Annotated in this window: 17 protein-coding genes; 12 read left to right on the top strand and 5 right to left on the bottom strand. The window is 45.0% G+C overall.

Going from position 1 to position 24,206, the window contains the following annotated elements; genetic code table 11:
- Positions 1-5: 5 nt before the first annotated feature.
- Positions 6-3,191 carry an efflux RND transporter permease subunit gene (locus tag ACX5KA_RS15030; protein WP_458731535.1) on the top strand — a complete coding sequence of 1,062 codons (3,186 nt, stop codon included), beginning with the start codon at positions 6-8 and terminating at the stop codon, positions 3,189-3,191.
- Positions 3,181-4,659, top strand: coding sequence for a TolC family protein (locus ACX5KA_RS15035; protein WP_458731536.1), 1,479 nt, complete (start codon positions 3,181-3,183; stop codon positions 4,657-4,659). The genes ACX5KA_RS15030 and ACX5KA_RS15035 overlap by 11 nt, the downstream gene beginning before the upstream one ends.
- A 107-nt stretch (positions 4,660-4,766) precedes the next feature.
- On the opposite strand, the gene ACX5KA_RS15040 is transcribed toward ACX5KA_RS15035, so the two are convergent.
- Positions 4,767-5,216 (bottom strand): hypothetical protein, encoded by a 450-nt coding sequence (locus ACX5KA_RS15040; RefSeq protein WP_014948394.1) that lies wholly within the window; start codon positions 5,214-5,216, stop codon positions 4,767-4,769.
- 234 nt (positions 5,217-5,450) lie between these two features.
- Here ACX5KA_RS15040 and ACX5KA_RS15045 point away from each other — a divergent pair, with 234 nt between their 5' ends.
- Positions 5,451-7,577 carry a S9 family peptidase gene (locus tag ACX5KA_RS15045; protein WP_458731537.1) on the top strand — a complete coding sequence of 709 codons (2,127 nt, stop codon included), beginning with the start codon at positions 5,451-5,453 and terminating at the stop codon, positions 7,575-7,577.
- Positions 7,578-7,707: 130 nt separating this feature from the next.
- Here ACX5KA_RS15045 and ppx read toward each other — a convergent pair whose 3' ends face one another.
- The 3 genes from ppx to ACX5KA_RS15060 all read right to left on the bottom strand — a co-directional run bounded on the left by ppx (position 7,708) and on the right by ACX5KA_RS15060 (position 12,054).
- Complete coding sequence (ppx, locus tag ACX5KA_RS15050) at positions 7,708-9,270, bottom strand: exopolyphosphatase (protein ID WP_458731538.1); 1,563 nt, start codon at positions 9,268-9,270, stop codon at positions 7,708-7,710.
- Between the two features lie 16 nt (positions 9,271-9,286).
- The gene (gene ppk1 / locus ACX5KA_RS15055; protein WP_458731539.1) at positions 9,287-11,359 is read right to left on the bottom strand and encodes a polyphosphate kinase 1; all 2,073 of its coding nucleotides are present in this window, start codon (positions 11,357-11,359) and stop codon (positions 9,287-9,289) included.
- A 188-nt stretch (positions 11,360-11,547) separates the two neighbouring features.
- Positions 11,548-12,054 carry a glycine cleavage system transcriptional repressor gene (locus ACX5KA_RS15060; protein WP_202941111.1) on the bottom strand — a complete coding sequence of 169 codons (507 nt, stop codon included), beginning with the start codon at positions 12,052-12,054 and terminating at the stop codon, positions 11,548-11,550.
- 209 nt (positions 12,055-12,263) lie between these two features.
- On the opposite strand from ACX5KA_RS15060, the gene ACX5KA_RS15065 reads away from it, so the two are divergent.
- From ACX5KA_RS15065 to ACX5KA_RS15085, 5 genes are all read left to right on the top strand, one after another.
- Positions 12,264-14,441, top strand: a complete 2,178-nt coding sequence (locus tag ACX5KA_RS15065; protein ID WP_458731540.1) for an ABC transporter permease subunit — start codon at positions 12,264-12,266, stop codon at positions 14,439-14,441.
- Positions 14,434-15,993 carry a phosphate ABC transporter permease PstA gene (gene pstA, locus ACX5KA_RS15070; RefSeq protein WP_458731541.1) on the top strand — a complete coding sequence of 520 codons (1,560 nt, stop codon included), beginning with the start codon at positions 14,434-14,436 and terminating at the stop codon, positions 15,991-15,993. Before ACX5KA_RS15065 ends, pstA begins: the two co-directional genes overlap by 8 nt.
- 15 nt (positions 15,994-16,008) lie before the next feature.
- A complete protein-coding gene (gene pstB, locus ACX5KA_RS15075; protein ID WP_458731542.1) occupies positions 16,009-16,815 on the top strand; it encodes a phosphate ABC transporter ATP-binding protein PstB in 807 nt (268 codons plus the stop codon).
- Positions 16,816-16,965: 150 nt separating this feature from the next.
- The gene (phoU, locus tag ACX5KA_RS15080; RefSeq protein WP_014948403.1) at positions 16,966-17,682 is read left to right on the top strand and encodes a phosphate signaling complex protein PhoU; all 717 of its coding nucleotides are present in this window, start codon (positions 16,966-16,968) and stop codon (positions 17,680-17,682) included.
- A gap of 340 nt (positions 17,683-18,022) precedes the next feature.
- Positions 18,023-19,294, top strand: coding sequence for an inorganic phosphate transporter (locus tag ACX5KA_RS15085; protein ID WP_458731543.1), 1,272 nt, complete (start codon positions 18,023-18,025; stop codon positions 19,292-19,294).
- A 96-nt stretch (positions 19,295-19,390) separates the two neighbouring features.
- Here the strand turns inward: ACX5KA_RS15085 and ACX5KA_RS15090 are convergent, their stop codons facing one another.
- Positions 19,391-20,368: a universal stress protein gene (locus tag ACX5KA_RS15090; RefSeq protein WP_458731544.1), complete on the bottom strand. Its 978-nt coding sequence runs from the start codon at positions 20,366-20,368 to the stop codon at positions 19,391-19,393.
- A gap of 333 nt (positions 20,369-20,701) precedes the next feature.
- Between ACX5KA_RS15090 and ACX5KA_RS15095 the strand changes: the two genes are divergently transcribed.
- The 4 genes from ACX5KA_RS15095 (at position 20,702) to ACX5KA_RS15110 (ending at position 24,106) form a co-directional block, all read left to right on the top strand.
- Positions 20,702-21,610, top strand: a complete 909-nt coding sequence (locus tag ACX5KA_RS15095; protein ID WP_014948406.1) for a hydrogen peroxide-inducible genes activator — start codon at positions 20,702-20,704, stop codon at positions 21,608-21,610.
- A 257-nt stretch (positions 21,611-21,867) separates the two neighbouring features.
- The gene (locus tag ACX5KA_RS15100; protein ID WP_458731545.1) at positions 21,868-22,398 is read left to right on the top strand and encodes an RNA polymerase sigma factor; all 531 of its coding nucleotides are present in this window, start codon (positions 21,868-21,870) and stop codon (positions 22,396-22,398) included.
- On the top strand, positions 22,398-23,156 hold the full coding sequence (locus ACX5KA_RS15105; RefSeq protein WP_458731546.1) for a hypothetical protein: 759 nt from the start codon (positions 22,398-22,400) through the stop codon (positions 23,154-23,156). Before ACX5KA_RS15100 ends, ACX5KA_RS15105 begins: the two co-directional genes overlap by 1 nt.
- 17 nt (positions 23,157-23,173) lie before the next feature.
- The gene (locus ACX5KA_RS15110; protein ID WP_458731547.1) at positions 23,174-24,106 is read left to right on the top strand and encodes a hypothetical protein; all 933 of its coding nucleotides are present in this window, start codon (positions 23,174-23,176) and stop codon (positions 24,104-24,106) included.
- The last annotated feature ends 100 nt before the right edge of the window (positions 24,107-24,206 follow it).

Genomic DNA, 24,206 nt, shown 5'->3' on the forward strand with positions numbered 1-24,206 from the left:
GCGCTATGTTTGGAGTTTTTATTAAACGTCCAGTGATGGCCATCATGCTATCGCTGATGATTATATTTTTGGGCGTGTTGTCGGTGTTTAGCCTGCCCACGTCACAGTTTCCAGATATTGCTCCGCCGCGGGTGCTTATTTCTCTGGCATATCCCGGTTCGAGCGCTGATGTATTGGTGAAGTCATCGCTGGTTACCATTGAGCGTTCAATCAACGGTGTGCCGGGCATGAAATACATAGTGTCTGATGCGACGAGCGCGGGTGAAGCCACCATTCAAGTTATCTTCGATTTAGATGTGGATCCGAATCAGGCGCTAATTAATGTGAAAACGCGGCTTGATCAGATCATGAACCGTCTGCCCCAGTTAGTACAGCTAGAAGGAGTGGTACTAGAGCGGGTTCAGCCTAGCATGTTGATGTACATAAACGTTTATAGCACGGACGAAACGGCTGATGAAAAGTTTCTGTACAACTATTCCAATATCAACCTTATCCCAGAGATACAGCGGGTAAACGGTATTGCCAGTGCAAAAATATTGGGAAGTCGCCAGTACGCCATGCGAATTTGGTTAAAGCCTGATCGCATGCGTGCTTACAATGTTTCTGTAGATGAGATCATGGAATCGATAGACGAGCAAAGCTTGATTGGACGCCCTGGGCGACTTGGCAGAAGCTCAGGCATTACCGCTCAATCAAAGGAATACGTGCTTATTTACGAGGGGCGTTATGACGAGCCTGAAGAATATAAAAATATCATTATTCGCGCCGACTCCGACGGTCGCTTGCTCAAATTAGGTGACATTGCTGATGTTGAGTTAAGTAGTGAATTTTTCGATATTTACTCAAACAAAGACGGGTATCCTTCCGCTGCGATAGTGCTAAAGCAGAACTATGGAAGCAGTGCCAACGAGGTGATTTCTCAGGTGAAAGCCACTATGGCTGAACTAGAAAAAACGTTTCCAGAAGGCATGAAGTACGAAATCAACTACGATGTTTCTAAGTTTCTCGATGCCTCTATAGAGCAGGTGCTGCATACCCTGTTTGAAGCCTTTATTTTGGTTTCCTTGGTGGTGTTCATCTTTCTGGGTGACTGGCGCTCCACACTTATTCCGCTTCTAGCTGTGCCAGTTTCACTGGTGGGGACGTTTTTCTGCATGCAGGCCACGGGGGTGAACATAAACCTTATTACTCTGTTCGCATTGGTACTAGCTATAGGGATTGTGGTGGATAACGCTATCGTTATCGTAGAGGCCGTACATGCGAAAATGGAAGAAAGCAGCAGCCTAACCCCTTATATGGCGACCCAACAAGTACTGGGTGAAATGGGGGGAGCTATTATCGCGATTACACTGGTGATGACGGCGGTTTTTGTGCCCCTTATTTTTATGACGGGCCCGGTAGGTGTCTTCTATCGCCAGTTCTCTATTACCATGTCATCGTCAATTATCATCTCGTGTATTGTGGCGCTTTCATTAACGCCAGTACTGTGTGCAATGTTGCTTAAAAACCCTCATTCACACACAAGAAAGGCAACGCCATTAAACAAGTTTATTGATGGATTTAACCATTATTTCAATAAGTTAACCGGTCGTTATACAGGCATTATTAAAGCTATCGTTACACGCCGCAGTGTTACTGTAGTGCTGCTTGCGGGCTTTGTGGTAAGTACCTTTGGCGTTAATCAGGCATTACCTACAGGCTTTATCCCCGGTGAAGACCAAGGGCAAATCTATGCCATCATTCAAACACCGCCAGGCAGTACCCTTGAAGCGACGAATACAGTAGCGCGAGAGCTGCAAAGCTTGGCGCTGGACGTTGAAGGCGTCTCCTCGGTGTCCTCTCTTGCTGGCTATGAAATTCTCACGGAAGGACGAGGTTCAAATGCTGGTACCTGCTTGATTAACCTTGAAGATTGGGCTAATCGCGAACAGTCGGTACGTGACATTATTGAAGAACTAGAAGCCAAAACACACCACTTAGGTGCAGTGATTGAGTATTTCGAACCGCCTGTTGTGCCGGGTTATGGCGCGTCGTCGGGGTTATCATTTCGTTTACTCGATAAAACCAACACTACCGACTATCAAGAGTTCGACCAAATCAACAAAGCCTTCATGGAAGAGCTTGGTAAACGTGATGAGCTAAAAGGTTTATTCACTTTTTATGCTGCCGATTATCCTCAATACAAAATTGAGATAGATAACCAAGCTGCAATGCAGAAAGGGGTATCTATTGGCGCGGCCATGGAGAATTTGAATATTCTTATTGGTAGTACTTATGAGCAAGGCTTCACGCGCTTTAATAACTTCTTCAAAGTGTACACACAAAGTGCACCGGAATATCGTCGTTATCCCAGTGACTTATTGGATTACTACGTGAAAAACGAAGAGGGTGAAATGGTGCCTTACTCGGCCTTTATGAAGCTGATTAAAACCCAAGGCCCTAATGAAATTACACGCTACAACCTTTATACCTCGGCAGCAATTCGTGCAGAGCCTGCAGCAGGGTATACCTCGGCGCAAGCGATAAAAGCAGTTGAGGAAGTAGCAGCTGCAACCTTGCCAAAAGGGTATGACATAGGTTGGGAAGGCCTGTCATTTGACGAGGCTAAACGAGGCAATGAAGCCATCGTTATCTTTGCCGTAGTATTGTTGTTTGTATATATCGTGCTGGCATCACAATACGAAAGTCTGCTTCTACCTTTTGCAGTCATTCTTTCACTACCTACCGGTATTCTCGGCTCATTCCTGTTTCTCAAAGGAATGGGGCTGGCCAACGACGTTTATGCGCAGCTTGGCTTAGTTATGCTGGTTGGGTTACTCGGCAAAAATGCCGTGCTTATTGTGGAATACGCAGTGCAAAAAAATCAGCAGGGCTTATCGATTGCTGACGCAGCTGTTGAAGCGGCCAAACAGCGCTTCCGTCCAATCCTAATGACATCGTTCTCGTTTGTAGCAGGGCTAATTCCGCTTGTTATTGCAACGGGGGCAGGCGCAGTGGGAAATAGAACTATTGGTGCTTCTGCCTTAGGCGGTACTTTGTTCGGCACTATTTTTGGTGTGCTGGTTATTCCTGGGCTTTACTACTTGTTCGCCAAACTTGAAGAAGGTAAGTCATTAATCAAAAACGAAGATCATGTCCCTCTTACTGAAACTTACCACTATAACGATGAGGTGCTAAGCGATGATAAATAAAAAGCGATTTACTTATAAGCCGCTGTGGTTAGCGCTTAGTAGTGCGTTGTTAGTACAGGCGTGTGCCATCCCTACCATTGAAACGCGAAACCCTAATCTAGATTTGCCAGAGCAGTTTAACGCGAAAGTTTCGCAAGTGGATACTCAGGCTGGTCAAGGGATTAACCAGAGTACACAAGCAAATATTCAATGGAGTGAGTGGTTTAACGACCCTACGCTTTCTGCGCTGGTGGAAACGGCGGTTAAGAATAACCAAGAGGTGTCTATATTAATTCAGCGCATTAATATGGCATCGAATGAAGTGTATGCACGGGAAGGGGAATATTTGCCTCGACTCTCTGCGGGGGTAGCCGCTGAAACCGAAAAGGTAGGCGAATATACCCGGGAAGGCGCAGTAGAAGAACAGTTAAATATCAAGGAGGATAAAGAATTTCCCGACCCGCTGGCAAACTTAAAGCTAGGCCTTAATGCGTCGTGGGAAATTGACGTTTGGCATAAGCTGAGAGATGCGTCTAAAGTGGCCTCGCTTGAATACTTGGCGTCGGTTGAAAGTAAGAACTTTTTCGTTACCCAGTTAGTATCTGAAGTTGCGCGTACTTACTATGAACTGCTGGCGCTAGATAACAAGCTAGAGAATCTTGACTCAACCATTTCGCTACAGCGCAATGTTATTCACACTATTAATGCGTTGAAAGAATACGGGCGGGCGTCATCGCTACCCGTTGCGCGCTTTAACGCGGAAGTGAAGAAAAACGAGAGCGAGCGTTACTTGATTGAGCAGGAAATTCTAGAGAAAGAGAACACGCTTAATCTGTTGTTGGGGCGCACTCCACAACCTATTAAAAGGAACAGTGATGTGTTACTTAGTGCTGAAATCATTAGCCCGCAGGTGGGTGTACCCTCTGCGCTATTAGACAATCGCCCGGATATAAAACAAGCTGCACTCACGCTCCAAGCAGCAGAGTTAAATATCGATGTGGCTAAAGCCAACTTCTACCCTTCTTTTGAGCTAAAAGCAGGGGTAGGTTTATCGGCGTTTGATAGTCGTTACTTGTTTAATGTGCCTGAGTCATTGGCATATTCCTTATCTGGTGATGTTTTTGCGCCATTAATAAACCGCAGGGCGATTGAGGCGGTTTATCAAAATGCCAGCGCCGAACAAATTGAAGCGGCTTACGAATATGAACTGACCGTTTTAACGGCGGTAGCTGAAGTAACAAACAGTTTATCGAAGCTTGATAATTTGGAGAAAAGTGCTGAAGCACGGCGTCATCAAATTGCTTCACTCGAACAGTCGATTGATATTGCCAATAGGCTTTTTTCGTCAGCTCATGGTGAATATTTAGAGGTGCTGCTTGCGCAACGAGAAGCACTGGAAGCGCGTAGCGAGTTTATAGAAACCCGTCAGCAGCAAATGGTCGCACTGGTCGATTTGTATCAGGCACTCGGAGGCGGATGGCAGTCTTAAAATAAAAAGGAGAGCGCTCGCTCTCCTTTTTTTCGCCTTTATCAAAAGCTGGCGGTGAATTTCAGACTCAACGTGTGACAAAAGCAGAACGCATGCGGTGTTAAATGTTAACGCGTAAAGTTAAAGCGGGCAAAAAAGCGCTCAGCTTCGTCACTATCAAAATCATAGCCATTATTCGTCATCGCTTCTAAAGCATCTTCTACCGTTTCGTAAAAGCCATAAGGAACTTCGGCAGCGTCGTAGCACTGAGAAATCTGATGCTTAGTTGTCAGCATAATGTCGGTATCTAATATCACCACGGCAAGAAACGACAGGCCGCGGGTTTTTCTTACCCGAGTTTGTTTTACAAAAATATCAAAGGTGGAAGGGGGCATCAGGCTTTCACCGTAAAGACAGCTTACTTGTGCCCATTTAGCGCCCTTTTCGAATTTTGAAATGTCAGAAGACATCTTAACTACGCCATTTCTCATGGTTTCGTCATTCCACGGTCCGCGCGCTGAGAAGAGCAGCAACTGACCGCTTACGCTACATTCAAACTCGCCGTGTGGATTATTCATGGGCATTACCTTTAAGCCTTATATAGAAGTTAGCACTTTACTGCTATCACGCAACTAACCATTCGGCTAAAGCCAGCGCCCCTGTGTACTGCGCTTAATCGCCTAGCGATGTCGCTCAACGTTTAATCTTTATTGGCTGAATATATTCAGTAATATGGAGACGATAAATGCATCACTACAACGTGATCACCCCATAAAAAAGAACGGATAAGAACAAATAGATTAAGGTGAGATATGTCTTTTACGAGAAATCACAGGTACCCGTCAGTCAAAAAACGGTTTGCTATATGGGCTGCACTATTTAGCGTAGGCACGCTAGCTATGCCATCCACAGCGCTTGCGAGCAATGAAACCGAATCTTTTACTACCGACTCTGAACACTATTTTAAATCGGAAGATATTTTTAATCTGGAATACGTGAGTGAAGTTCAGGTGTCTCCAAACGGTAAACATATCGCGTATGTACGTCGTTCAAACGACATCATGTCAGACAGCAGCCGCGCCAATGTTTGGCTAGCCTCGGTAGATGGTAAATCAAACCGTCCCTTACTTTCTTCGAAAAAAAATTATTATTCTATTCGCTGGTCTCCAGACGGTAGCCGATTGGCTTACCTTTCTAATGAAGAAGGTAAACCACAACTGTATGTGCGTTGGATGGATACAGGGCAAACGGCACTCGTTACGAATGTCACCTCAAGCCCTAGCAACATCACATGGTCGCCAGATGGTAAGCACATTGCTTTCACTATGAGCGTTGATGCCAAGGAAAAGCCGCTAGACATTAAAATGCCTAAAAAGCCTGACGGTGCAAAGTGGTCTCCTAGCTTTCAATATATTACCAAAGCGCGCTATCAAGCCGATGGCCGAGGCATTCTTGAACCTGCTTACACCCATATTTTTATTGTTCCTGCTGACGGAGGCACAGCACGACAGCTTACTTCAGGGAACTATCACCACAATGGGCGCTTAAGTTTCTCTCCTGATAGCGACAAAATCTATTTCTCTGCCAACCGCAGTGACAATTGGGAATATGAGCCTGTTGAGGGGGACATCTTTTCTGTGGATATGATGGGTAATATCGCACAGCTTACCAACGACAAAGGCCTCGAATCATCGCCTGTCGTATCGCCTGACGGAAAGCACATTGCTTACGCACGCCGCGATGACGAAAAAGTGATGTACAAAAATAGCTATTTATATGTGATGAAGAGCGATGGTACAGATGCTCAAAATTTAACAAAAGACATTGATAATTCAGTGTCTAACTTTCACTGGAAAGATAATAAGCACGTTTATTTTCAGCAGTCGGTTCGCGGTTTAGCGCAGGTGGATGTGGTATCTCTATCGGGCAGCGTAAAAGCCGTAGCTAAGGGGCTGGGCGGTACTACGTTAGGACGACCTTATGTGTTTGGCACCTATCACGCTGTTGATGATGTAGTGGCGTATACCAAAGGACGTACCGATCGCCCCGCTGATTTATATGTCACTACGCGAAACGAGCGACAGCTAACAGCGCTCAATGAAGACGTTCTAGGTCATAAGCAGCTTGGCGAAGTAAAAGAAATTGTCTATCCGTCTTCTATAGATGGCGAAGAAATCCAGGGGTGGTACATTCTGCCGCCAAACTATGACAGCTCGAAAACGTATCCGCTTATCTTAGAAATTCACGGCGGACCTAATCTCGCTTATGGCCCTGTCTTCACGGCCGAACTGCAGCGAATGGCTTCAGAGGGCTATGTGGTGTTTTATGATAATCACAGAGGCAGTACAGGTTACGGAGAACGCTTTGCATTGCTACTTCAAGGGAAATACAGTTCGGAATATGACTTCTCAGACCATATGTCGGGTGTTGATGCGCTTATTGAAAAAGGTATCGCTGACCCAGAACGACTGTTTATTACTGGTGGTTCAGCAGGCGGCATTGCATCAGCCTATGCCATTGGCCTAACTAACCGATTTAAAGCAGCCGTAGTCGCTAAACCCGTTATCAACTGGTTATCGAAAGTGCTGACTGCCGATTCAGGTCTATATCAAATCCCTTTCCAATTTCCGGGTAAGCCTTGGGATAATGTAGAGCACTACTGGAAGCGCTCACCGCTATCGCTAGTAGGCAATGTAACGACCCCCACCATGCTGATCACGGGAGTGGAGGACAAGCGCACGCCAATGTCTGAGACCGAGCAGTTCTATCAAGCGTTAAAGATTCAAAAGGTTGATAGCGTGCTGGTAAAAGTACCTGGATCGCCGCACGGGATTGCTTCTAAGCCTTCTAGAATGATTGGCAAGGTTGAAAATATTCTGGCGTGGTTTAAAAAATACGACAGCGTGCAGTCACAAAGTACGCAAGTTGAAGCTCAATAATTAGTGTGCTGAGACTAAGTGGGGCTAATGCGCCGACTCAATCGGTTCAAGGCCCCATTTTTTTAGTATTCGAGTATATTCGCCATTCGCTTTTAAAATCGAAAGCGCGATTGTGAGTGGCGCTGTTTGTCTATTCCACAGTGGGATGTAATTGCTCGATATCAGGAACAACTGTGAGTTTTAAATCAAGCGCTTTCCAGTAGTGGCTTTCTCGTAGCAGGTCAGCTGAGATAATAGGTTTTTCATCTAACCAGCCATCGGGGAAGGTAATGGTCAGTTCGTTCTTTTCTACATTAACAACGAGGTCAGGTACAAAACCCTCTTGGCGTTTAATATTAAGCAGTACACCCAAACGCAGTAACGCGATTAAATGCTTAACCGACTGCTCATCGAAAAGATTAAATGCGGGCAATTCATTGGTTCGAATTTTCTTTCTATGGAATCGCACGAGCGTAGCTAGCAGTAATTGTTGTTCCTGCGTAAACCCAGGCATGTCCACATTACCAAGAATATAGGCGCTGTGTTTTTGTATGCCTCGAGAGTTAATTTGCATGCCGACTTCGTGAAGTAAAGCTGCCCAGCCGAGCATGCTTTTGAAGTCTTTTCCCTTCAGTTTCCATGCTTTTTCAACCTCGTTGAAAAGTGAAAGGGTTGTATTAAGCACCATAGTGGCTTGGGACGTATCTACATCATAGCGGGTTGCCAAACTACTCGCGGTTCTGCCGCGAATATCAGCGTGATGAAGCTCATCTTCCATCTGATAAAGCACGCCTTCACGCAAAGCGGCAGGCGAGTACACCAAGCCTTCAATCTCTAGCGCTTTGAAAACGGCGATAAGAATAGCGAGGCCGCCAGCAATAACCACACGACGATCTTCACTTAAATCTGGGTAGCTTAAATTGTCTATATGCCCTGCGCTTATGAATTGCTTCATTAAATTGCGCAAACTTTTAAGTGTCACCGGAATATCGTGGCCATTGGGTCTGTCTTGCTGACAAAGTGTAAACAGCGAACGAATGGTACCCGACGTACCGATACACTGAACCCAACCCAGTCTGCGATATTTATTATCTATTAACTCAAGCTCTTGCTGTGCAGCCGTTATAGCACGATCAAAGGCTTTTGGCTTTAGCTCACCGTCAGGGAAAAACCGTTTGGTATAGCTTACGCAGCCCATTTGAAGGCTGCGGCAAAGTAAAGGCGTAAAACCTTCGCCAATAACGAACTCAGTGGAACCACCGCCTATATCAATAACCAGCTGTTGGCCGTCGGAGTGGTTAGTGTGTGCAACGCCTGAATAAATAAGTCGCGCTTCTTCTACACCAGAAATGACTTCGATAGGGTAGGGAAGGATATCTTTTGCTGCGCTGATAAAATCGCGGGCGTTACGCGCCCTGCGCAACGTGTGGGTGGCGACAATTCTCACGGAGTCTGGTTCAAAACCTTTCAGGCTCTCTGCTACTACTTTTAGCATAGCAAGCCCACGCTCCATCGCTTCATCAGACAAGATATCGTCGTCGTTAAGTCCTTCGGCCAAGCGAACCTTTTGTTTAACTCTATGCAGAATCTGCACAGACCCAGCAACAATGCGTGCTACTACTAAGTGAAAACTATTTGAGCCAATGTCTAGTGCTGCGACTTTATTGACTTCGCGGGTTTCCACGTCATTAAAAACTGATTCGTGCTGGGTCATGTACTAATTTTCTATCCTACAAAGTGTCTTCTAGCTTCTTCAAATAGTCATAAATTTCTATCTGAGAACGAAGTTTTTTACGATTTCCCCTGCGAACGTACTTGTTGCTCTGATCCTTGTCAATCACTCGAGCCTTCAGGGTATCTTTAAATTGTAGCTCCATTATATCAACAATGCGCTGTTGAAGACCTTTATCATACACTGGACAACCTACTTCAATGCGGTTGTCCATGTTACGGGTCATCCAGTCGGCAGAAGAGATATACACTTTTCTATCGCCGCCACCTTCAAAAATCATGACGCGAGGGTGTTCGAGAAATCTATCAACAATAGAGATAATTTCGATGTTTTCGCTTATTCCTTTTATCCCTGGATTAAGTGAGCACATACCGCGCACTATACCGCGGATCTTAACGCCAGCCTGGCTCGCGCGATATAAATCATCAATAAGTTCTTTATCAACAAGGTTGTTAATCTTAAAGGTGATTTGCGCATCTTGGCCCTGGTTCAGGTGCTGAATCTCTTGGCGAATTAACGACTGAATTTTGGTTCTGGCGTTTAACGGCGAAATTTGTAAATGCTGAAACTTATAACGTCGGTAAGGGTATTGAATAAGATCGAATACTGCGACGCCTTCATTGGCAAGCTCCTGATTGCGGGTGAATAAGCTGTAATCGGTATAAATTTTCGCGGTTTTCTCGTTGAAGTTACCCGTACCGAAATGCGCATAATTCACCAAACTGCCCCGTTCTTCCCGGGTCACAATACATAGTTTAGAGTGGATTTTCAGGGTTGGCACACCAAGTACTACGCGTATGCCTGCATCGGTCATGCGCTTAGACCATTCGATGTTTGCTTCTTCATCAAAACGCGCGCGAAGCTCTACGACTACGGTGACTTTTTTGCCGTTATCTACCGCGTCAATCAACGAATTTATTATGCGAGAATTACTCGCCACCCGATAGATATTAATGCGTATGGTTTTCACGTTCGGGTCGAAAGCGGCCTGACGCACGAACTCTGTGAAGTGAAGGAAGCGATGATAAGGGTAATATAGCAAGATATCACGAGCAGTTATGGCATCGAATACGGTGTTGTATTTCGAAAATGCCTTGCTGTCGATAGCAGGAAGCGGTGCATGTTCTAAATAATCTCGGCCCACATTGGGGAAGCCGATGAAATCTTTAAAGTTGCGATAGTGCCCTGCAGCATGCATGGTATCAAGCTTGGTTATTTTAAGGCGCTTGCGTAGGTCCGACTGCATGTCTTCAGGCATGTCGGTGTCATAAATAACGCGAACAGGCTCGGCAATAAGACGCTGCTTCATGCTTTCTGACATTTTTTCTACGAAACTTTCGTCAATTTCTTCGTTGATAGAGTATTCCGCATCTCGTGTCATTTTAAAGGAGAAAGCTTCAATTTCGTCGAATTTAACGAACCCGCGGAAAATATCTTCAATGCACAGCTGAATCATGTCATCGAGCATAACAATGCTCTTTTTCTTACGGCTCTTTTGCGGAGGGATCAGCATAAAGCGCGACATTTCAGAGGTAGGAACCTGAATAACCGCAAATTTAGGATTGCGGTCCTTTCTTCTAAGCGCCACATATAAATACACCGACGTACCGTTCAAACGGCTAAGTAGGTCTGTCTTCTTATCTATTAAAATAGGTGCAATGTGACGCAGTGCTTTGTTAACGAAGAAGTTGCGTACCCACTGCTTTTGATAATCGTCTAAATCGTCTTTTCGAAGAATATGTATGTTGTAACGAGCTAGGGACTTAACCACATCCTTATGAATTTGGTCGAACTTTTCAGAAAGCTGGACTACCTTTTTCTGAATAAGCGCCATAAGGGCGGTTTGGCGTTCAGCTTCTTCTTCATTGCCGTCATTTTGCGCAATGGTAATTTGTCGTTTCACGTCAGCGGCGCGCACGCGATAAAACTCATCTAGGTTATTTGAGTAAATACCAAGAAAACGAATTCGCTCCACGGCGGGATTGTTTTTATCTGCGGCTTCTTGCAATACGCGTTCGTTAAATGCAAGCCAGCTTAATTCTTTGGGATAATATAAAACGTCGTTATCCATAATGTCTCAATTCACGTTCATAAAAATGGTCAAAGACTGCCATCAGTCAGTGACACTACTGTGACAACACGTATTCTGGTGCAAGTGCGCACGCATTGCGTTGTGGTTATTCCATTAACTTTCAATATGATGAGTTCGTAATTGTGATGCGCGGGAAAATGTATGGCACCACAAATACGCCCTTGTTTTTATCGCTTCGCGGTAATATCCACCACCAAATCGTTAGCCAACGACTCCAGTGAGTCTTGCAGTGCGCCGTCGTCAAAATCTTCTGGCACCGCAATTTCTGCTTTTGCTTTGAAAATCAGGCTGCCCCAATTAGGCGCGCTTTCACAGTGTGAAGCGAAGGTGAGAATATTCAAATTGAACTGGTTTAAAACAGAGGTGAGCTCTTGGACAATACCGGTTTTGTCATTGCCCATTACATCAACCGTCAATTTGGTGGTGTTGTTATTTTCACTGCTCGCTACCGCTACAGATTGCACCGACAAATCTTTAATGGCGTCTAGCGCATCAATTAAGCCCTGTTTGTTCTCATCGGTAACATGTACTTCTACAAAACCGGTGAACATTCCCGCCATATGCGCAAAGCTCGATCCTTGCCAGTTGCCCTCATGTTTGTATACACACTTAGCCAGTGCGTCTACTAAACCAGGCTTGTCTTTACCCATAATGCTTATAACCAATGATTGCATACGATGCTCCTTATTGGGCGTGTAGAGAAAAACTTTGATCGTCTTCCTGTTGGGTAATACCATAAGCGCAGAGTAGGTTGCGCGAAGGTAATGCTTTAAACTTTCACTTGCTATTAGCATAACAAAACTTACACTGCTCACCAGTGCAATTTAGGGTTATTCTTCTTAAAAATGAAGAATTTCGAAAATAAGAATTACTAAACAGCCGCATGACTTTCGACAGCAACAGCACAAACAAAAAACGCCAGCGCAGCGACAGGTGGTCTCGCTATGTAGTGACCGGCTTCGGCGGCCTTGTTTTGTTGACGTTAGTTATTCTTATTACCCATCTAATCAGCCAAGCTCTGCCGTTGGCATATATCCCTAGCTTAAATCATCTGTTGAGCTTGAAAACGTCAGATAATGAAAAGATTATCAGCGCAGGCGACATCATTAACGGTCAGCCAATGCTGGTTAGGAAGTCTGACTGTCGATTGGGATTAAAGTTGCTTAAAGGCGATGCTCTGGTAAGTAATCACGATTATATCCGTCCTTGCGAGCATAGACTGTCCTCCCACAGTGTGATGGGAGAGAACTATATCGTAGACGTTTCTCCCAACGCCCAAGTGAGAGTTTTACCGGTTAGGTCGTTCAATATGACCGACGGTAGCGCAGAGGATATTGCCACAAGTACGCCGCAAGCGGCGTTGTCGAACAGCATTACGTTCGCGCTTCCCAAAGATGAGTGGGAGAGACGCAGTGACTGGAGCATTGCACTGTCTTCAAAATGGGCAGTGGTTTCTATCGTTCAAGACAATAAAGTGTTTATCCGTTGGGTAAATCGGCTTCGTCCTACACAGGTGGTGGATAAACGGTTTCATAATATAGACAGACTCGTATTGTTACCCGGCAGTCAGAGCGTGTTACTCCAAGTGGATGATGCCCTTTTCCTAAATAGGCTCACAGATGAAGGTGCGTCACTACTGCCAATAGCAGGAAACATCACAGCGTCATTAGATGAGAAGATTGTATTTCCGCTTGCTAAAGACCGCACCTTTTTCCTAATGAACAGCAATACACAGACACTTACTCGCTGGGTGCTGAGCAAAAGCGATAAAGGTCTTACCTTTGAACAAACCTACCAAGTAGCGTTACCAGGAGAGAACGTTAAGGATGTGGCAGAACATGCCAGTATGAACTTAGTGGCTGTGCTGACCGATAAAGCAAGAGTGTTGTTGGTAAACCGTGTATCAGGCGATGTAGTGGCATCACAACAGATAGAGCGTTCTGCTGAGAATATCATTTGGTACGGCAATAAGCTTTATGGCTATTCAGATAGCACCTTATCAGTATGGGAAGGCAGGCACTTAAGCGGCGTTACTACATGGGCCTCTCTGTTTGAACCGCAGCACTACGAAGGGTATGAAACGGAAGAAACCGTATGGCAAACCACCAGTGCCTCTGATTTCCAAGAGGCAAAATTTAGCTTAACGCCGCTATTAATAGGCAGTATTAAAGCCTCTCTTTTAGCACTGCTTATTGCTATTCCGGTTGCTATCGGTGCCGCAATTTACACCGCGTTTTTTGCTAAAAGCCGCCTTCGCAACGTTATTAAGCCGGCTATCGAATTGCTCGAAGCGATTCCCAGTGTACTTATTGGCTTCATCGCAGCCATTTGGTTATCGCCAAAAGCTGAGCAGTTTTTATTTTCCTTTGCCTTTTTCCTAATTGTTATCCCTTTTGTACTTATTGTCGTTGCTCTGGTACAGCGCCCTGTTGCGGAATACTTACCAAAGAAGCTAAGACACGGAGCAGAGCTACTATTTGCTATAAGCGGAGTGTTCCTTTTAGGTTTTATTAGCGTGGAGTATGCGCCTTCGCTTATTTTCTCGATAATGGGGGTAGACGGGTTTACAATGCTTGCGGCTGAGTCCGATAGTCCCATCGGGAAAACGACTATAGTGGTAGCGTTAGCGTTAGGTGTGGCCATATCACCTAGTATCTATTCCCTTGCTGAAGATGCCATAAACGGCGTTCCAAATGATTTAAAACACGCCTCTTTTGCTTTAGGCGCCACACGACTACAGACCTTACTTCATGTTGTTCTTCACGTTGCACTACCGGGTATTGTTGCCGCGATTATGCTAGGTTTCGGCCGCGCGTTTGGTGAAACCATGATAGTCCTTATGGTGACGGGGAATACGCCAATCTCCAGCTGGGGATTGATAGAGGGTTTGCGAGCACTTACTGCTAACTTGGCAATCGAACTTCCAGAAGCAGATGTATCATCGGCGCACTATCAAATTCTATTTTTCACCGCGTGTATTTTGTTCCTGTTTACCTTCTTGGTAAACACCATGGCAGAGCTATTGCGACAGCGTATAAGAAGTAGGGCGTACTATGGTTAATCGAACAACGTTTGGGTTAAGTGCGGTACAGCGTCAATCGTTAGTTATTAGCTTAACGGCTTTTTTCACCAGCCTGCTGCTTATTGCGCTAGTTAGCGTTCTTATACTTATTAGTTTTCGAGGTACGGCATATTTTTGGCCAGAACCCATCTATACGGTTACCGGTACGCATCAAGACGGCACAAGGTTTTCGGTGCTTGCGAACCTATTTGATGAATCGACAAATGAGGATGTGACACTTAAATTCTCAGATGCTCAGCATCCTTATGGCTTTCAAGTCCAGTTATCTCGAGAGGAAATAGAGACTTCTCTACTGGCAAACCAAAGCGCAGAAATAAAACTGTTAGACGGCAGGCGTGTGTTGGCAATTCCTGAATACATCGTCGTGCCATCTAAACCGCCTCAACCTCTTGGTAACATTGATATTGTGCTAGATGAAGTGGCTCAAATAAGCGCTCAAATTGAAGGTTTAAATACGCAACACCTTGCACCTATTCACGAAGCGCTATCTCAATTTGATAAACGTAATGTTGTTGCCGACGCGCCAGCAAGAGAGCGTTTAGTGGCATCGTTTGACGAATACCAAAAGCGTGTGGAAGCGTTAGAAGCAACACGAGCCGAGTATACCTTATTGGTAAGTTTTGCTGACGGAACGCCGTTTGTTATTCCCATATCTAGTATTCAAGATGTAGATTTTGTCAGTCGTCTAAGTACATGGGAAAAGTGGCAGGTGGCGTTTTCGGAAATCGGTGTTTTTCTTACCGATTCCCCTAAACAAGCGAATACCTCAGGTGGCGTCTTCCCTGCGTTGTTTGGCACTGTACTCATGGTATTCTTAATGACCATCATCGTAACGCCCTTTGGTGTATTAGCCGCTATTTACTTGAGCGAATATGCACCTAACACGGCGCTTACCACCATTATTCGTGTCAGTGTAAGCAACATGGCAGGTGTACCTTCTATTGTTTACGGCGTATTCGGCCTTGGTTTCTTTGTTTATACCTTGGGCGGCAGTATTGATGAGCTATTGTTTAGTGACACACTGCCAGCACCCACAATGGGAAGCCCTGGCGTTTTCTGGGCTGCCTTAACCATGGCAATTTTGACCTTACCTGTAGTGATTGTAGCGACTGAAGAAGGCTTGCGCAGGGTGCCGGAAGGATTGAAAGCGGGCAGTTACGCATTAGGGGCTACCAAAATTGAGACTATAGTGCGTACCGTATTGCCTATTGCGTCTCCGGGTATTATGACTGGCGTAATTCTGGCGATTGCGAGGGCTGCTGGTGAAGTTGCGCCCCTTATGTTAGTTGGTGCAGTCAAGTTTGCGCCAACCTTGCCCATAGATGGAATGTTTCCTTATCTCCACCTTGATAGACAGTTTATGCATTTGGGCGTGCTTATTTATGACGGAGCGTTTCACAGCCAAACTGATGGAAAGAGTGCAAGTATGATGTTTGCCGCTTGCTTGCTTTTACTTGTGGTGGTGTTCGTATTAAATATTTTGGCCGTTGTACTTAGAGCGCGCCTGCGCAAACGCTATCTCAAAGGATAATACAGGTTTTGTAACATGTTGAAGTTGTTTGAACACAATACGCTAAACGTTAACGACATTAGTGAAGAACAAACCGCGGTAGAGGTTAAAAACCTCAACCTGTGGTTTGGCAACAAGCATGTGTTAAATGACATCAGCATGCGGATCCCAAAAAACAAAATCACAGCGTTGATTGGTCAAAGTGGCTGCGGCAAATCTACACTTATCAGCTGTTTCAACCGACTTAACGATTTGTATGACGGTTGCAAATACGATGGTGAAATTATTATTGATGGGCAAAACATCAATAGCCGCAAAGTAAATGTGTCACGCCTAAGAACGAACGTGGGCATGGTTTTTCAGCGACCCAACCCCTTTCCTATGAGCATTTATGAGAACGTGTGCTACGGGCTTAAGCTTCAGGGTGTGAAAATTCGTCGACACTTAGACGATGCGGTAGAAAGTGCACTAAAACAAGCTGCGTTGTGGGACGAGGTGAAAGATCGTTTGTTTGAATCTGCCCATGTTTTATCTGGCGGTCAGCAGCAGCGTTTGGTGATTTCAAGAGCACTGGCGTTGAAGCCCGACATTCTACTTCTTGATGAACCAACCTCGGCTCTTGACCCTCTGACCACGCTTTTTATCGAAGAACTGATGGATGCATTAAAGAAACAATGCACCATTATTATCGTGACGCACAACATGCAGCAAGCGGCTAGGGTAAGCGACTACACCGCCTTTTTCCATCAGGGCAGGCTGATAGAATATGCAGACAGCGATACGCTGTTTACTATGCCAGATAAGAAGCAAACTGAAGACTACATAACGGGGCGATATGGATAAGGTAGCAGTAGGTGTGTGTTCTCACATGGGTTTGTACCGCAATGCTGAAGTTTGGCAAGACGTAGCGGTTTGTCACGAGAGTTCTGCCACAGGTAGCGGCACGATTGATTGTCGTTATTCGTTATGCTTACGCCGCGAGGAGAAAACACCATGCGACAGGTAGCCTTAAACACGCATATTTCGGGTACGTTTAATATCGAGTTGGAAAACTTGCGTAACTCGGTATTAACCATGGGGGGCGAAGTTGAACAGCAGCTGGTGGATACGTTAAAAGCGGTAAAGCACAATCATGCCGCTCTGGCTGAAAAAGTGGTGTTGAACGACTTAAAAATTAACTCCATGGAAATTCAAATTGACGAAGAGTGCTTGCGCATTATTGCAAAACGTCATCCTACCGCCAGCGATCTACGTTTAATTATGACCATTTCCAAAGCCATTACTGATATAGAGCGAATGGGCGATGAAATCGAGCGTATAGCCAAACTAGTAACGCGCAATAAGTTGCCGAGCTCAGATACCATTAAGAGCAGCATGTTACTTATTGGCGAGCGCGTGGCCGCCATGATGCGCGGCACATTCGACGCTTTTGCTCGTCAGGATGAGGCTGCGGCATTAGAAGTGTACGATCAAGACAACCGCATTGATAGTGAATACAAACGTTTGCTGTCGTATACCACCTCCGAAATGCAGAAAAGTACCGATGACATGCAGGATTGGTTGGATGTTTTGTGGGCAATGCGCTCGTTAGAGCGTATTGGCGATAGATGCAAGAATGTGTGTGAGTATGTGGTTTATCTTACTCGGGGTACCGATGTTAGGCATACACCGTTGGAAAATATGCAACAAAAATTGGAAGATTTGACGTAATCCTGTCCAATTGGTCAGTACGATTTTGCGTATTGATATTCAAATATGGATACATGCGAAATTTATTTGTCATAAAACTGAAATATTTGGTGGATTTATCATCGCATTCAAATAATTCCGCATACTTTTATCGTTTTTCAGTGATTTTCGCTATGGCTTCTAACATGATTACGTTATCATGCGCCGCAGCCAAGAACAGATCGTGCAAAATTTAATCGAACCTTATGATAAAACACAATTTGTCTTTAACTTCATTCTCTAGCCTTTGTGGTGAAGAGATCATGCTACTTACTCAAGTAGCGTCCAGCCTAAATCGCGTTTAGATCGGGAGCGATTATCCGTGGAATTTTTTGAAAGTTATGGCCTAATTCTTATAATCCTTGCCGCCGGCGTTGGTTTCGTCATGGCATGGGGTATTGGAGCGAATGACGTTGCCAACGCAATGGGTACGTCAGTAGGTTCTAAAGCTTTAACCATAAAACAAGCCATTATCATTGCAATGATATTTGAGTTTGCTGGCGCCTACCTAGCAGGTGGCGAAGTAACGTCTACCATTCGAAAAGGGATTATCGACTCAACCTATTTTATAGACATACCTGAATACCTTGTATTAGGCATGATCTCATCACTACTTGCAGCTGGAATCTGGCTGGCGGTAGCGTCATGGTTGGGGTGGCCTGTATCTACAACTCACTCAATTATCGGTGCAATCATCGGTTTTACTGCCACTGGCGTCAGCATGGACGCAGTAGCATGGGACAAAGTGGGCGGTATTGTTGGTAGCTGGGTCGTAACCCCAGCTATTTCAGGCATCATTGCTTATCTTATTTTCATGAGCGCGCACAAGCTCATCTTCCAAACAGCCTCACCGTTTGCAAATGCCAAGCGTTATGTGCCGTTTTATATGGCATTAGCGGGCTTTGTGATGTCGCTTGTTACTATCAAGAAAGGCCTTAAGCACGTTGGTTTAGAGCTAAGTGCCGTTAATGGATATCTACTGGCTGTTGGTATTGCCGTAGCGTTGGGCTTCTTGGGTAAATGGTTTATCGGCCGTATGAAGTTCAGCGGTTCTGAAGATGCAGACCTACAGGCGGCTAACGTTGAGAAAGTATTCGCGCTGCTAATGGTAGTAACAGCCTGTTGTATGGCGTTTGCCCACGGTTCAAATGATGTAGCTAACGCTATTGGGCCATTAGCTGCGGTAGTTAGCGTAGTAAGTAGTGGCGGCGAAATTAACTCTAGCACTACACTTGCACCTTGGATCCTTCCTCTTGGTGGTTTAGGTATTGTTGCGGGTCTTGCGCTGTTTGGACATCGCGTTATCAAGACCATTGGTCAAGGTATTACACACTTAACACCAAGTCGCGGTTTTGCAGCAGAACTCGCTGCAGCGTGTACGGTAGTTATTGCATCAGGTACAGGTTTACCTATTTCGACTACCCAAACACTTGTAGGAGCCGTATTAGGTGTAGGTCTGGCGCGTGGTGTATCAGCGCTTAACCTAGGCATTGTGAGAAATATCGTCGTATCTTGGGTTGTTACTTTGCCTGCGGGCGCAATCCTCTCGATTATCTTCTTCTACATTCTTAAAGCGTCGTTTGGCGTAGCGTAAAACACAGCGCTTACAAACGTTCGTATTAAGCGAAAAGAATTAAAAAAGGCCGTGCTTGAAGTGAAGCACGGCCTTTTTGTTTGTGGAATGTTTTCTTTAATCAATAGAGATAGGCGTTTCAAAGCCACGGGGTTTAACACCCACAACGGCACACTTAAGCTGATGGATAGTTTCTTCTGCGGTGTCGCCCATGATGTAGCCAGGCACACCTAAGCGTGCCACTGTGCCCATAACAATAATGTCGGTATCAAGGGATGTGGTTGTGGCTGCAATTTCTCTTCGAGGGTAACCGTGAACAATGTGCTTCAGAGGTTTCAAATACTCTAATACATTGTCATCCAATTCATTGCCTAGTTCTTCAAGCAATTTGTCTAGTTCCGATTCACGCTCGGCATGGATTTTTGCAAGATCGGTTTCCATTCTGTCGTTATCAACCGATATAAACCCGTCTCTTGCTATGTTCTCAGGAACCGCATCGAAAACGTGGACAATGTGCAGCTGTGCAAATTCTAGCAAGGCTATTTGGCTTGCGTGACGCAAAATGTCGCGATTAAGATCGCGCCTAATAGACACTTCATGCTGTGGATAGTGATAGTTCAAATCCAGTGCTGCAACTACGTTTTTGTACTGACTGCGAGGCTTGTGGTTAATGATCCAAACCGGGCAAGGGCATTTGCGGAATAAACGCATGTCTAAGCTTCCGAACAACTTATCTAGAAAGCTCTCTTCTGCCCGTTTAATTACTAGATCGATGTTGTTCTTTTTTACATGACGCACAACGTCAATAAGCGGCTGACCTACCGTTACCGCGGTAGACACAGGATAGTGTTTTCCCCAGCTTTCCGCTTGTTCTTTTAACCAGTGCTGGGCTTGGGTTTCCATGGTTTGCTGAGAATCAACATAAGAGAAAGACTCCATAACCATACTGGCGTTGGGCGGTAAAGATTCTAACGAAAGCATAATGGTAAGCGAGGCTTGATGCGCTTTGGCGATATGCAGTGCTTGGGCTACCGTATCATCTTGACGATGAGAGTCGCTTAATACACATAAAATGTTCTTATAATGTCCTTTCATACTGCCCTCAATAGTTAATCGCTCTATTGACTGAATGATACAAGAGCGGGTCTTACTTCGCTGTAAAAATATGTTGCGTATAATGCTTTAATTTAATCCTAACGCTACTTATGGGGGCTTTCCAGCGGGAAATGTCAAATTCTCAAAAGCTTCTTATAGATTGCACAATAAACAGAATTATCTACCTCTTTTTTAGATGTTGTATACGTACAGCTGCGAATAATAGAAGATCGCTCTCGTTAACCATGGGTATCAACCCTAGGCGCTATTTAATCTTTATGTTAGATTAATCAAATATTTTTTAATCCCTTTTTAAATAATTGTGAGATGCCCATGAAATGGCCTAATCTTAAGCACCTGCACTATTTGGTGACGCTACATCAAGAGCAACATTTTCACCGTGCTGCACAGCGCTGTAACGTAAGTCAGTCAACATTGAGTACGGCCATTCAGAACCTTGAAGAGCACTTCGGAAGCCAACTTCTTGAGCGTGAACATAAAACCTTTGTGTTTACATCGTTGGGACTAGATATTGTTGAACGCAGTAAAGTGCTACTTCAGGAAGCGGGAGAGCTGGTTGAGTATGCGCAAAACGCGGGCAATTGGCAGCGAGGCACCTTAAAACTAGGTGTTATTCCAACCATTGCGCCGTTTCTTTTTGAAGGCATGATGGGGGCGTTTTCTGCATTTTTACCCGAGATCAACTTAGAAATGCAGGAAGACACGACGGAGAAGTTGCTACAGCAATTGACCGACGGCAGATTAGACTTACTTATTCTAGCATTGCCAATGGAAACACCAGGGTGTAAACAGATGGTCTTAGGGCATGACCCGTTCCATCTTATTGCGCACAAAGATATGGCTGAGCAGCTTCCTAACCCTGTCGACATTTCAACCTTGCCCAAAAAGAGTATTTTCTTACTACAGCAAGAACACTGTATGACCGGGCATGCGGTAAGCGCGTGCAATCTTCAGCACAGTGACCAAATTAGCAGCGTAGCGGCAAGCAGCTTATATACCTTGGTGCAATTAGCGAATAGCAAAATGGGCTACACCTTCTTACCTGAACTTGCGATAAACCAGTCTATTCTTGAGCACACAGGTCTTAAGAGCTTCCCCGCTGAAGAGCAGGGGTTTCGTGAGATTGGCTTAGTATGGCGTTCAGGCACTACGCGTATGCAGCTGTTTCGTCGTATTGGTGAAATTATCTCGCCACTGCTACCTATTCCCACGTTAAAATAAGCTTGGCGCTGAGCGCGCTACCTTTCATATTTAGCTAAAGCGGATGAGCCTATAGGTTCAGCCGCTTTTTTATTGCTGAAGTCAATTGTTGTCTTGTGCACCAGCCCCAAAGAAGTTCTTCATCCTTCGCTTAAAGCACAGTTTCATTGGCGTTATTCCCTAAATGACAATTTATTTATCAATTAAATAAACTTTTTTGCAAAGCTTATCGACTTAATGGTTAAGTAAAAAAACAGAGCGTAAAAACGGGGAACGGCGTGTTTAATAAACGAGATGAAAAACTCGTGGAACAGGCATTAAAGGGTAATAAAAAAGCGTGGTTTACGCTTATATCTCGCTACGAAACCGCTATGTATCAATACGGTATTCGAATGACAGGGAATAGCCATGATGCAGCAGATTTAATGCAGGAGATTTTTATCTCTGTGTTTCGCAGTCTTGCCTGTTTTAAAGGTGAGGGCAGTTTTAAAAGTTGGCTCTATCGCATTGCCCACTGTCGCTGCGTTGAACTGTATCGCAAGCGAAAGCCGCATTCTGACATTGACGATATACAGGCGCCACTTTGCGGTGCGCCATGCCCTGAAATGCAGGTTTATAGCGACAGAGAGAGTAGAGCATTAACGCAGGCTATGCAGACCCTACCTTTGGGCCAAAAGGCGGTGGTGGAATTGAAATTCTTCGGCCACTTCACGTTCGAAGAAATTGCACAGCAAATGGATATCTCAGTAAATACCGCTAAGTCGCGACTTTACGCAGCCTTGGCAAAGTTGAAGTTGGAGTTGGAATAATGATCTTATATGACAAAGAAGCCTTATTCTCAGCTTATCTGAACAACTCGCTTGATAGCGAGCAAGAAAAGCAGTTTAACGCGTTGTGTGATTCAGATGCTGAGTTCGCGCAGGCGGTAGAAAATAGCGCCCGTTTAAACAGCGCAAGTGCAAGCTTCGTTGCTCCGGCACTCCCCCAGTGGGACAAAGAGTTGACCTTTTTTAAGAAAGATGAACCACGTTCGCTGTCGTCTTGGCTAAGCTTGCCAGCGTGTGCCATGGCCATGTCGGCCTGTGCGCTGTTAGCCGTACTCACCGGCGCAAAGCTGTCGTATAGCGATAACGGTATAGCGCTTACGTTTTCAAACAAAAGCGCCAACACAGTGGATGAAATGGTTGAGCAACGTGTTACGCAGGAAGTTGCTAAAGCTTTAGGTGAGCAACGTGATTTCTATCAACAAGCAAACCAAACACTATTCAAAGAATACGCTCAGGCGCTATCTACACAGCAGCAACAAAGCAGTGCGGAGCTTACTAAGTACTTGTTAGCATCGAGTAGAGAAGAACGTAAACACGACTTTGCCGAGCTTATTAAATTTATCAACGAGCAGCGTATTGATGATCAAAGATTCTATGCACGCCAATTTACGCGTCTACAGGATGAAATTGATGACATTGAAATAGGGTACAGCGCGGTAAATTTACCCAAAAGCCGTTCTGAAGTGCCATTAGCCATGCCGTATGAAACAAACAATCCACAGTCGTCGCTAGATGATTAATGTAATTAGGTGAAATTATGAAACGTTTATTAACTGCTTTACTACTTTGCTCTGCTGCTGGTGGTCTTGCGAACGCACAAAGTGCGCAAAAATATGACACGCTATCAAATGAATTAGAAATAATGTCTGGGGTACTCAAAACGTCCTTACGACAAAATGCCGCGACTGATTCTTGGAGAGTGAGTCAAATTGAAACCAGCTATCTTGCTGGGCAGGGGGCGGTATTTACTTTTTCAGTAAGAGGCCAAAGCGGTAACTGGGTACGAGAGATAGAAACGCTGGTAGAAGGATTAGTTGCCACCGTACCACCTGCACCACCAGTTCCGTCTGCAAATTCGTTTAGTGATGTAGATGACATTGTGTTTGAAGCAGCCAGAGAGTGGGAAGCTTACGCAGAAGAAACCAGCCATCGTTTTTCTCAGGCGTTTGCTGACAACAATAGTCGCTTACGCGACTTGCGCAACATGCAGCGTGAACTTGCCTGGGAAGCAAGAGAAGTAGAGCGTGAACTGCGAGATATTACCTTTGAATTGCGTCACGCAGACGAGGCGCGAAAAAAAGAGTTACTCGCGCAAAAAGAGCAGTCTGGTGAGCAGCTTAAGCAATTAGAAGCGAAAGAGAAAAGCATGAGGGATGAGCTCAAAGCCATTGAAAAAGAACAGACTAAACAAATGGAGGCGCGTAAAGCGCAGCAGCAGCAAGCTTACAAAACGTTTCTGGCCGGTTTTGAGTCGGGCATGAGCGAGACCTTATGCAGATTTGGGTCAGGCTTACGCGGTCTGCCGGAAAATGAACATATCAGCATGGTGCTGAAAGATTTTGAGATGGACGAGAGTCGCGAGCGCAAAGACCGAATTTATGTATTTACTCGTGCTGATATAGTGCGCTGTGTTCAAGAAAAAATAGACGCGAATAAACTTCTCACCAACGCTAATATTTATCAGTTTTAAATAAATAAGCTCGGCGCACTTATGAACGCTTTGCTTTGTTAAAACAGCACGCGCGCCTTCGTTAATGAACGTTGATAACGAAGGCGCGCTTTTTATTGGC

The organism is Alteromonas alvinellae, assembly GCF_902705805.1.

What these genes read in the sequence shown, in the direction of transcription:
- ACX5KA_RS15030 (WP_458731535.1), top strand. Translation starts at nt 6, where the DNA reads ATGTTTGGAGTTTTTATTAAACGTCCAGTGATGGCCATCATGCTATCG.
- ACX5KA_RS15035 (WP_458731536.1), top strand. Translation starts at nt 3,181, where the DNA reads ATGATAAATAAAAAGCGATTTACTTATAAGCCGCTGTGGTTAGCGCTT.
- ACX5KA_RS15040 (WP_014948394.1), bottom strand. Translation starts at nt 5,216, where the DNA reads ATGAATAATCCACACGGCGAGTTTGAATGTAGCGTAAGCGGTCAGTTG.
- ACX5KA_RS15045 (WP_458731537.1), top strand. Translation starts at nt 5,451, where the DNA reads ATGTCTTTTACGAGAAATCACAGGTACCCGTCAGTCAAAAAACGGTTT.
- ppx (WP_458731538.1), bottom strand. Translation starts at nt 9,270, where the DNA reads ATGACCCAGCACGAATCAGTTTTTAATGACGTGGAAACCCGCGAAGTC.
- ppk1 (WP_458731539.1), bottom strand. Translation starts at nt 11,359, where the DNA reads ATGGATAACGACGTTTTATATTATCCCAAAGAATTAAGCTGGCTTGCA.
- ACX5KA_RS15060 (WP_202941111.1), bottom strand. Translation starts at nt 12,054, where the DNA reads ATGCAATCATTGGTTATAAGCATTATGGGTAAAGACAAGCCTGGTTTA.
- ACX5KA_RS15065 (WP_458731540.1), top strand. Translation starts at nt 12,264, where the DNA reads ATGACTTTCGACAGCAACAGCACAAACAAAAAACGCCAGCGCAGCGAC.
- pstA (WP_458731541.1), top strand. Translation starts at nt 14,434, where the DNA reads ATGGTTAATCGAACAACGTTTGGGTTAAGTGCGGTACAGCGTCAATCG.
- pstB (WP_458731542.1), top strand. Translation starts at nt 16,009, where the DNA reads ATGTTGAAGTTGTTTGAACACAATACGCTAAACGTTAACGACATTAGT.
- phoU (WP_014948403.1), top strand. Translation starts at nt 16,966, where the DNA reads ATGCGACAGGTAGCCTTAAACACGCATATTTCGGGTACGTTTAATATC.
- ACX5KA_RS15090 (WP_458731544.1), bottom strand. Translation starts at nt 20,368, where the DNA reads ATGAAAGGACATTATAAGAACATTTTATGTGTATTAAGCGACTCTCAT.
- ACX5KA_RS15095 (WP_014948406.1), top strand. Translation starts at nt 20,702, where the DNA reads ATGAAATGGCCTAATCTTAAGCACCTGCACTATTTGGTGACGCTACAT.
- ACX5KA_RS15105 (WP_458731546.1), top strand. Translation starts at nt 22,398, where the DNA reads ATGATCTTATATGACAAAGAAGCCTTATTCTCAGCTTATCTGAACAAC.
- ACX5KA_RS15110 (WP_458731547.1), top strand. Translation starts at nt 23,174, where the DNA reads ATGAAACGTTTATTAACTGCTTTACTACTTTGCTCTGCTGCTGGTGGT.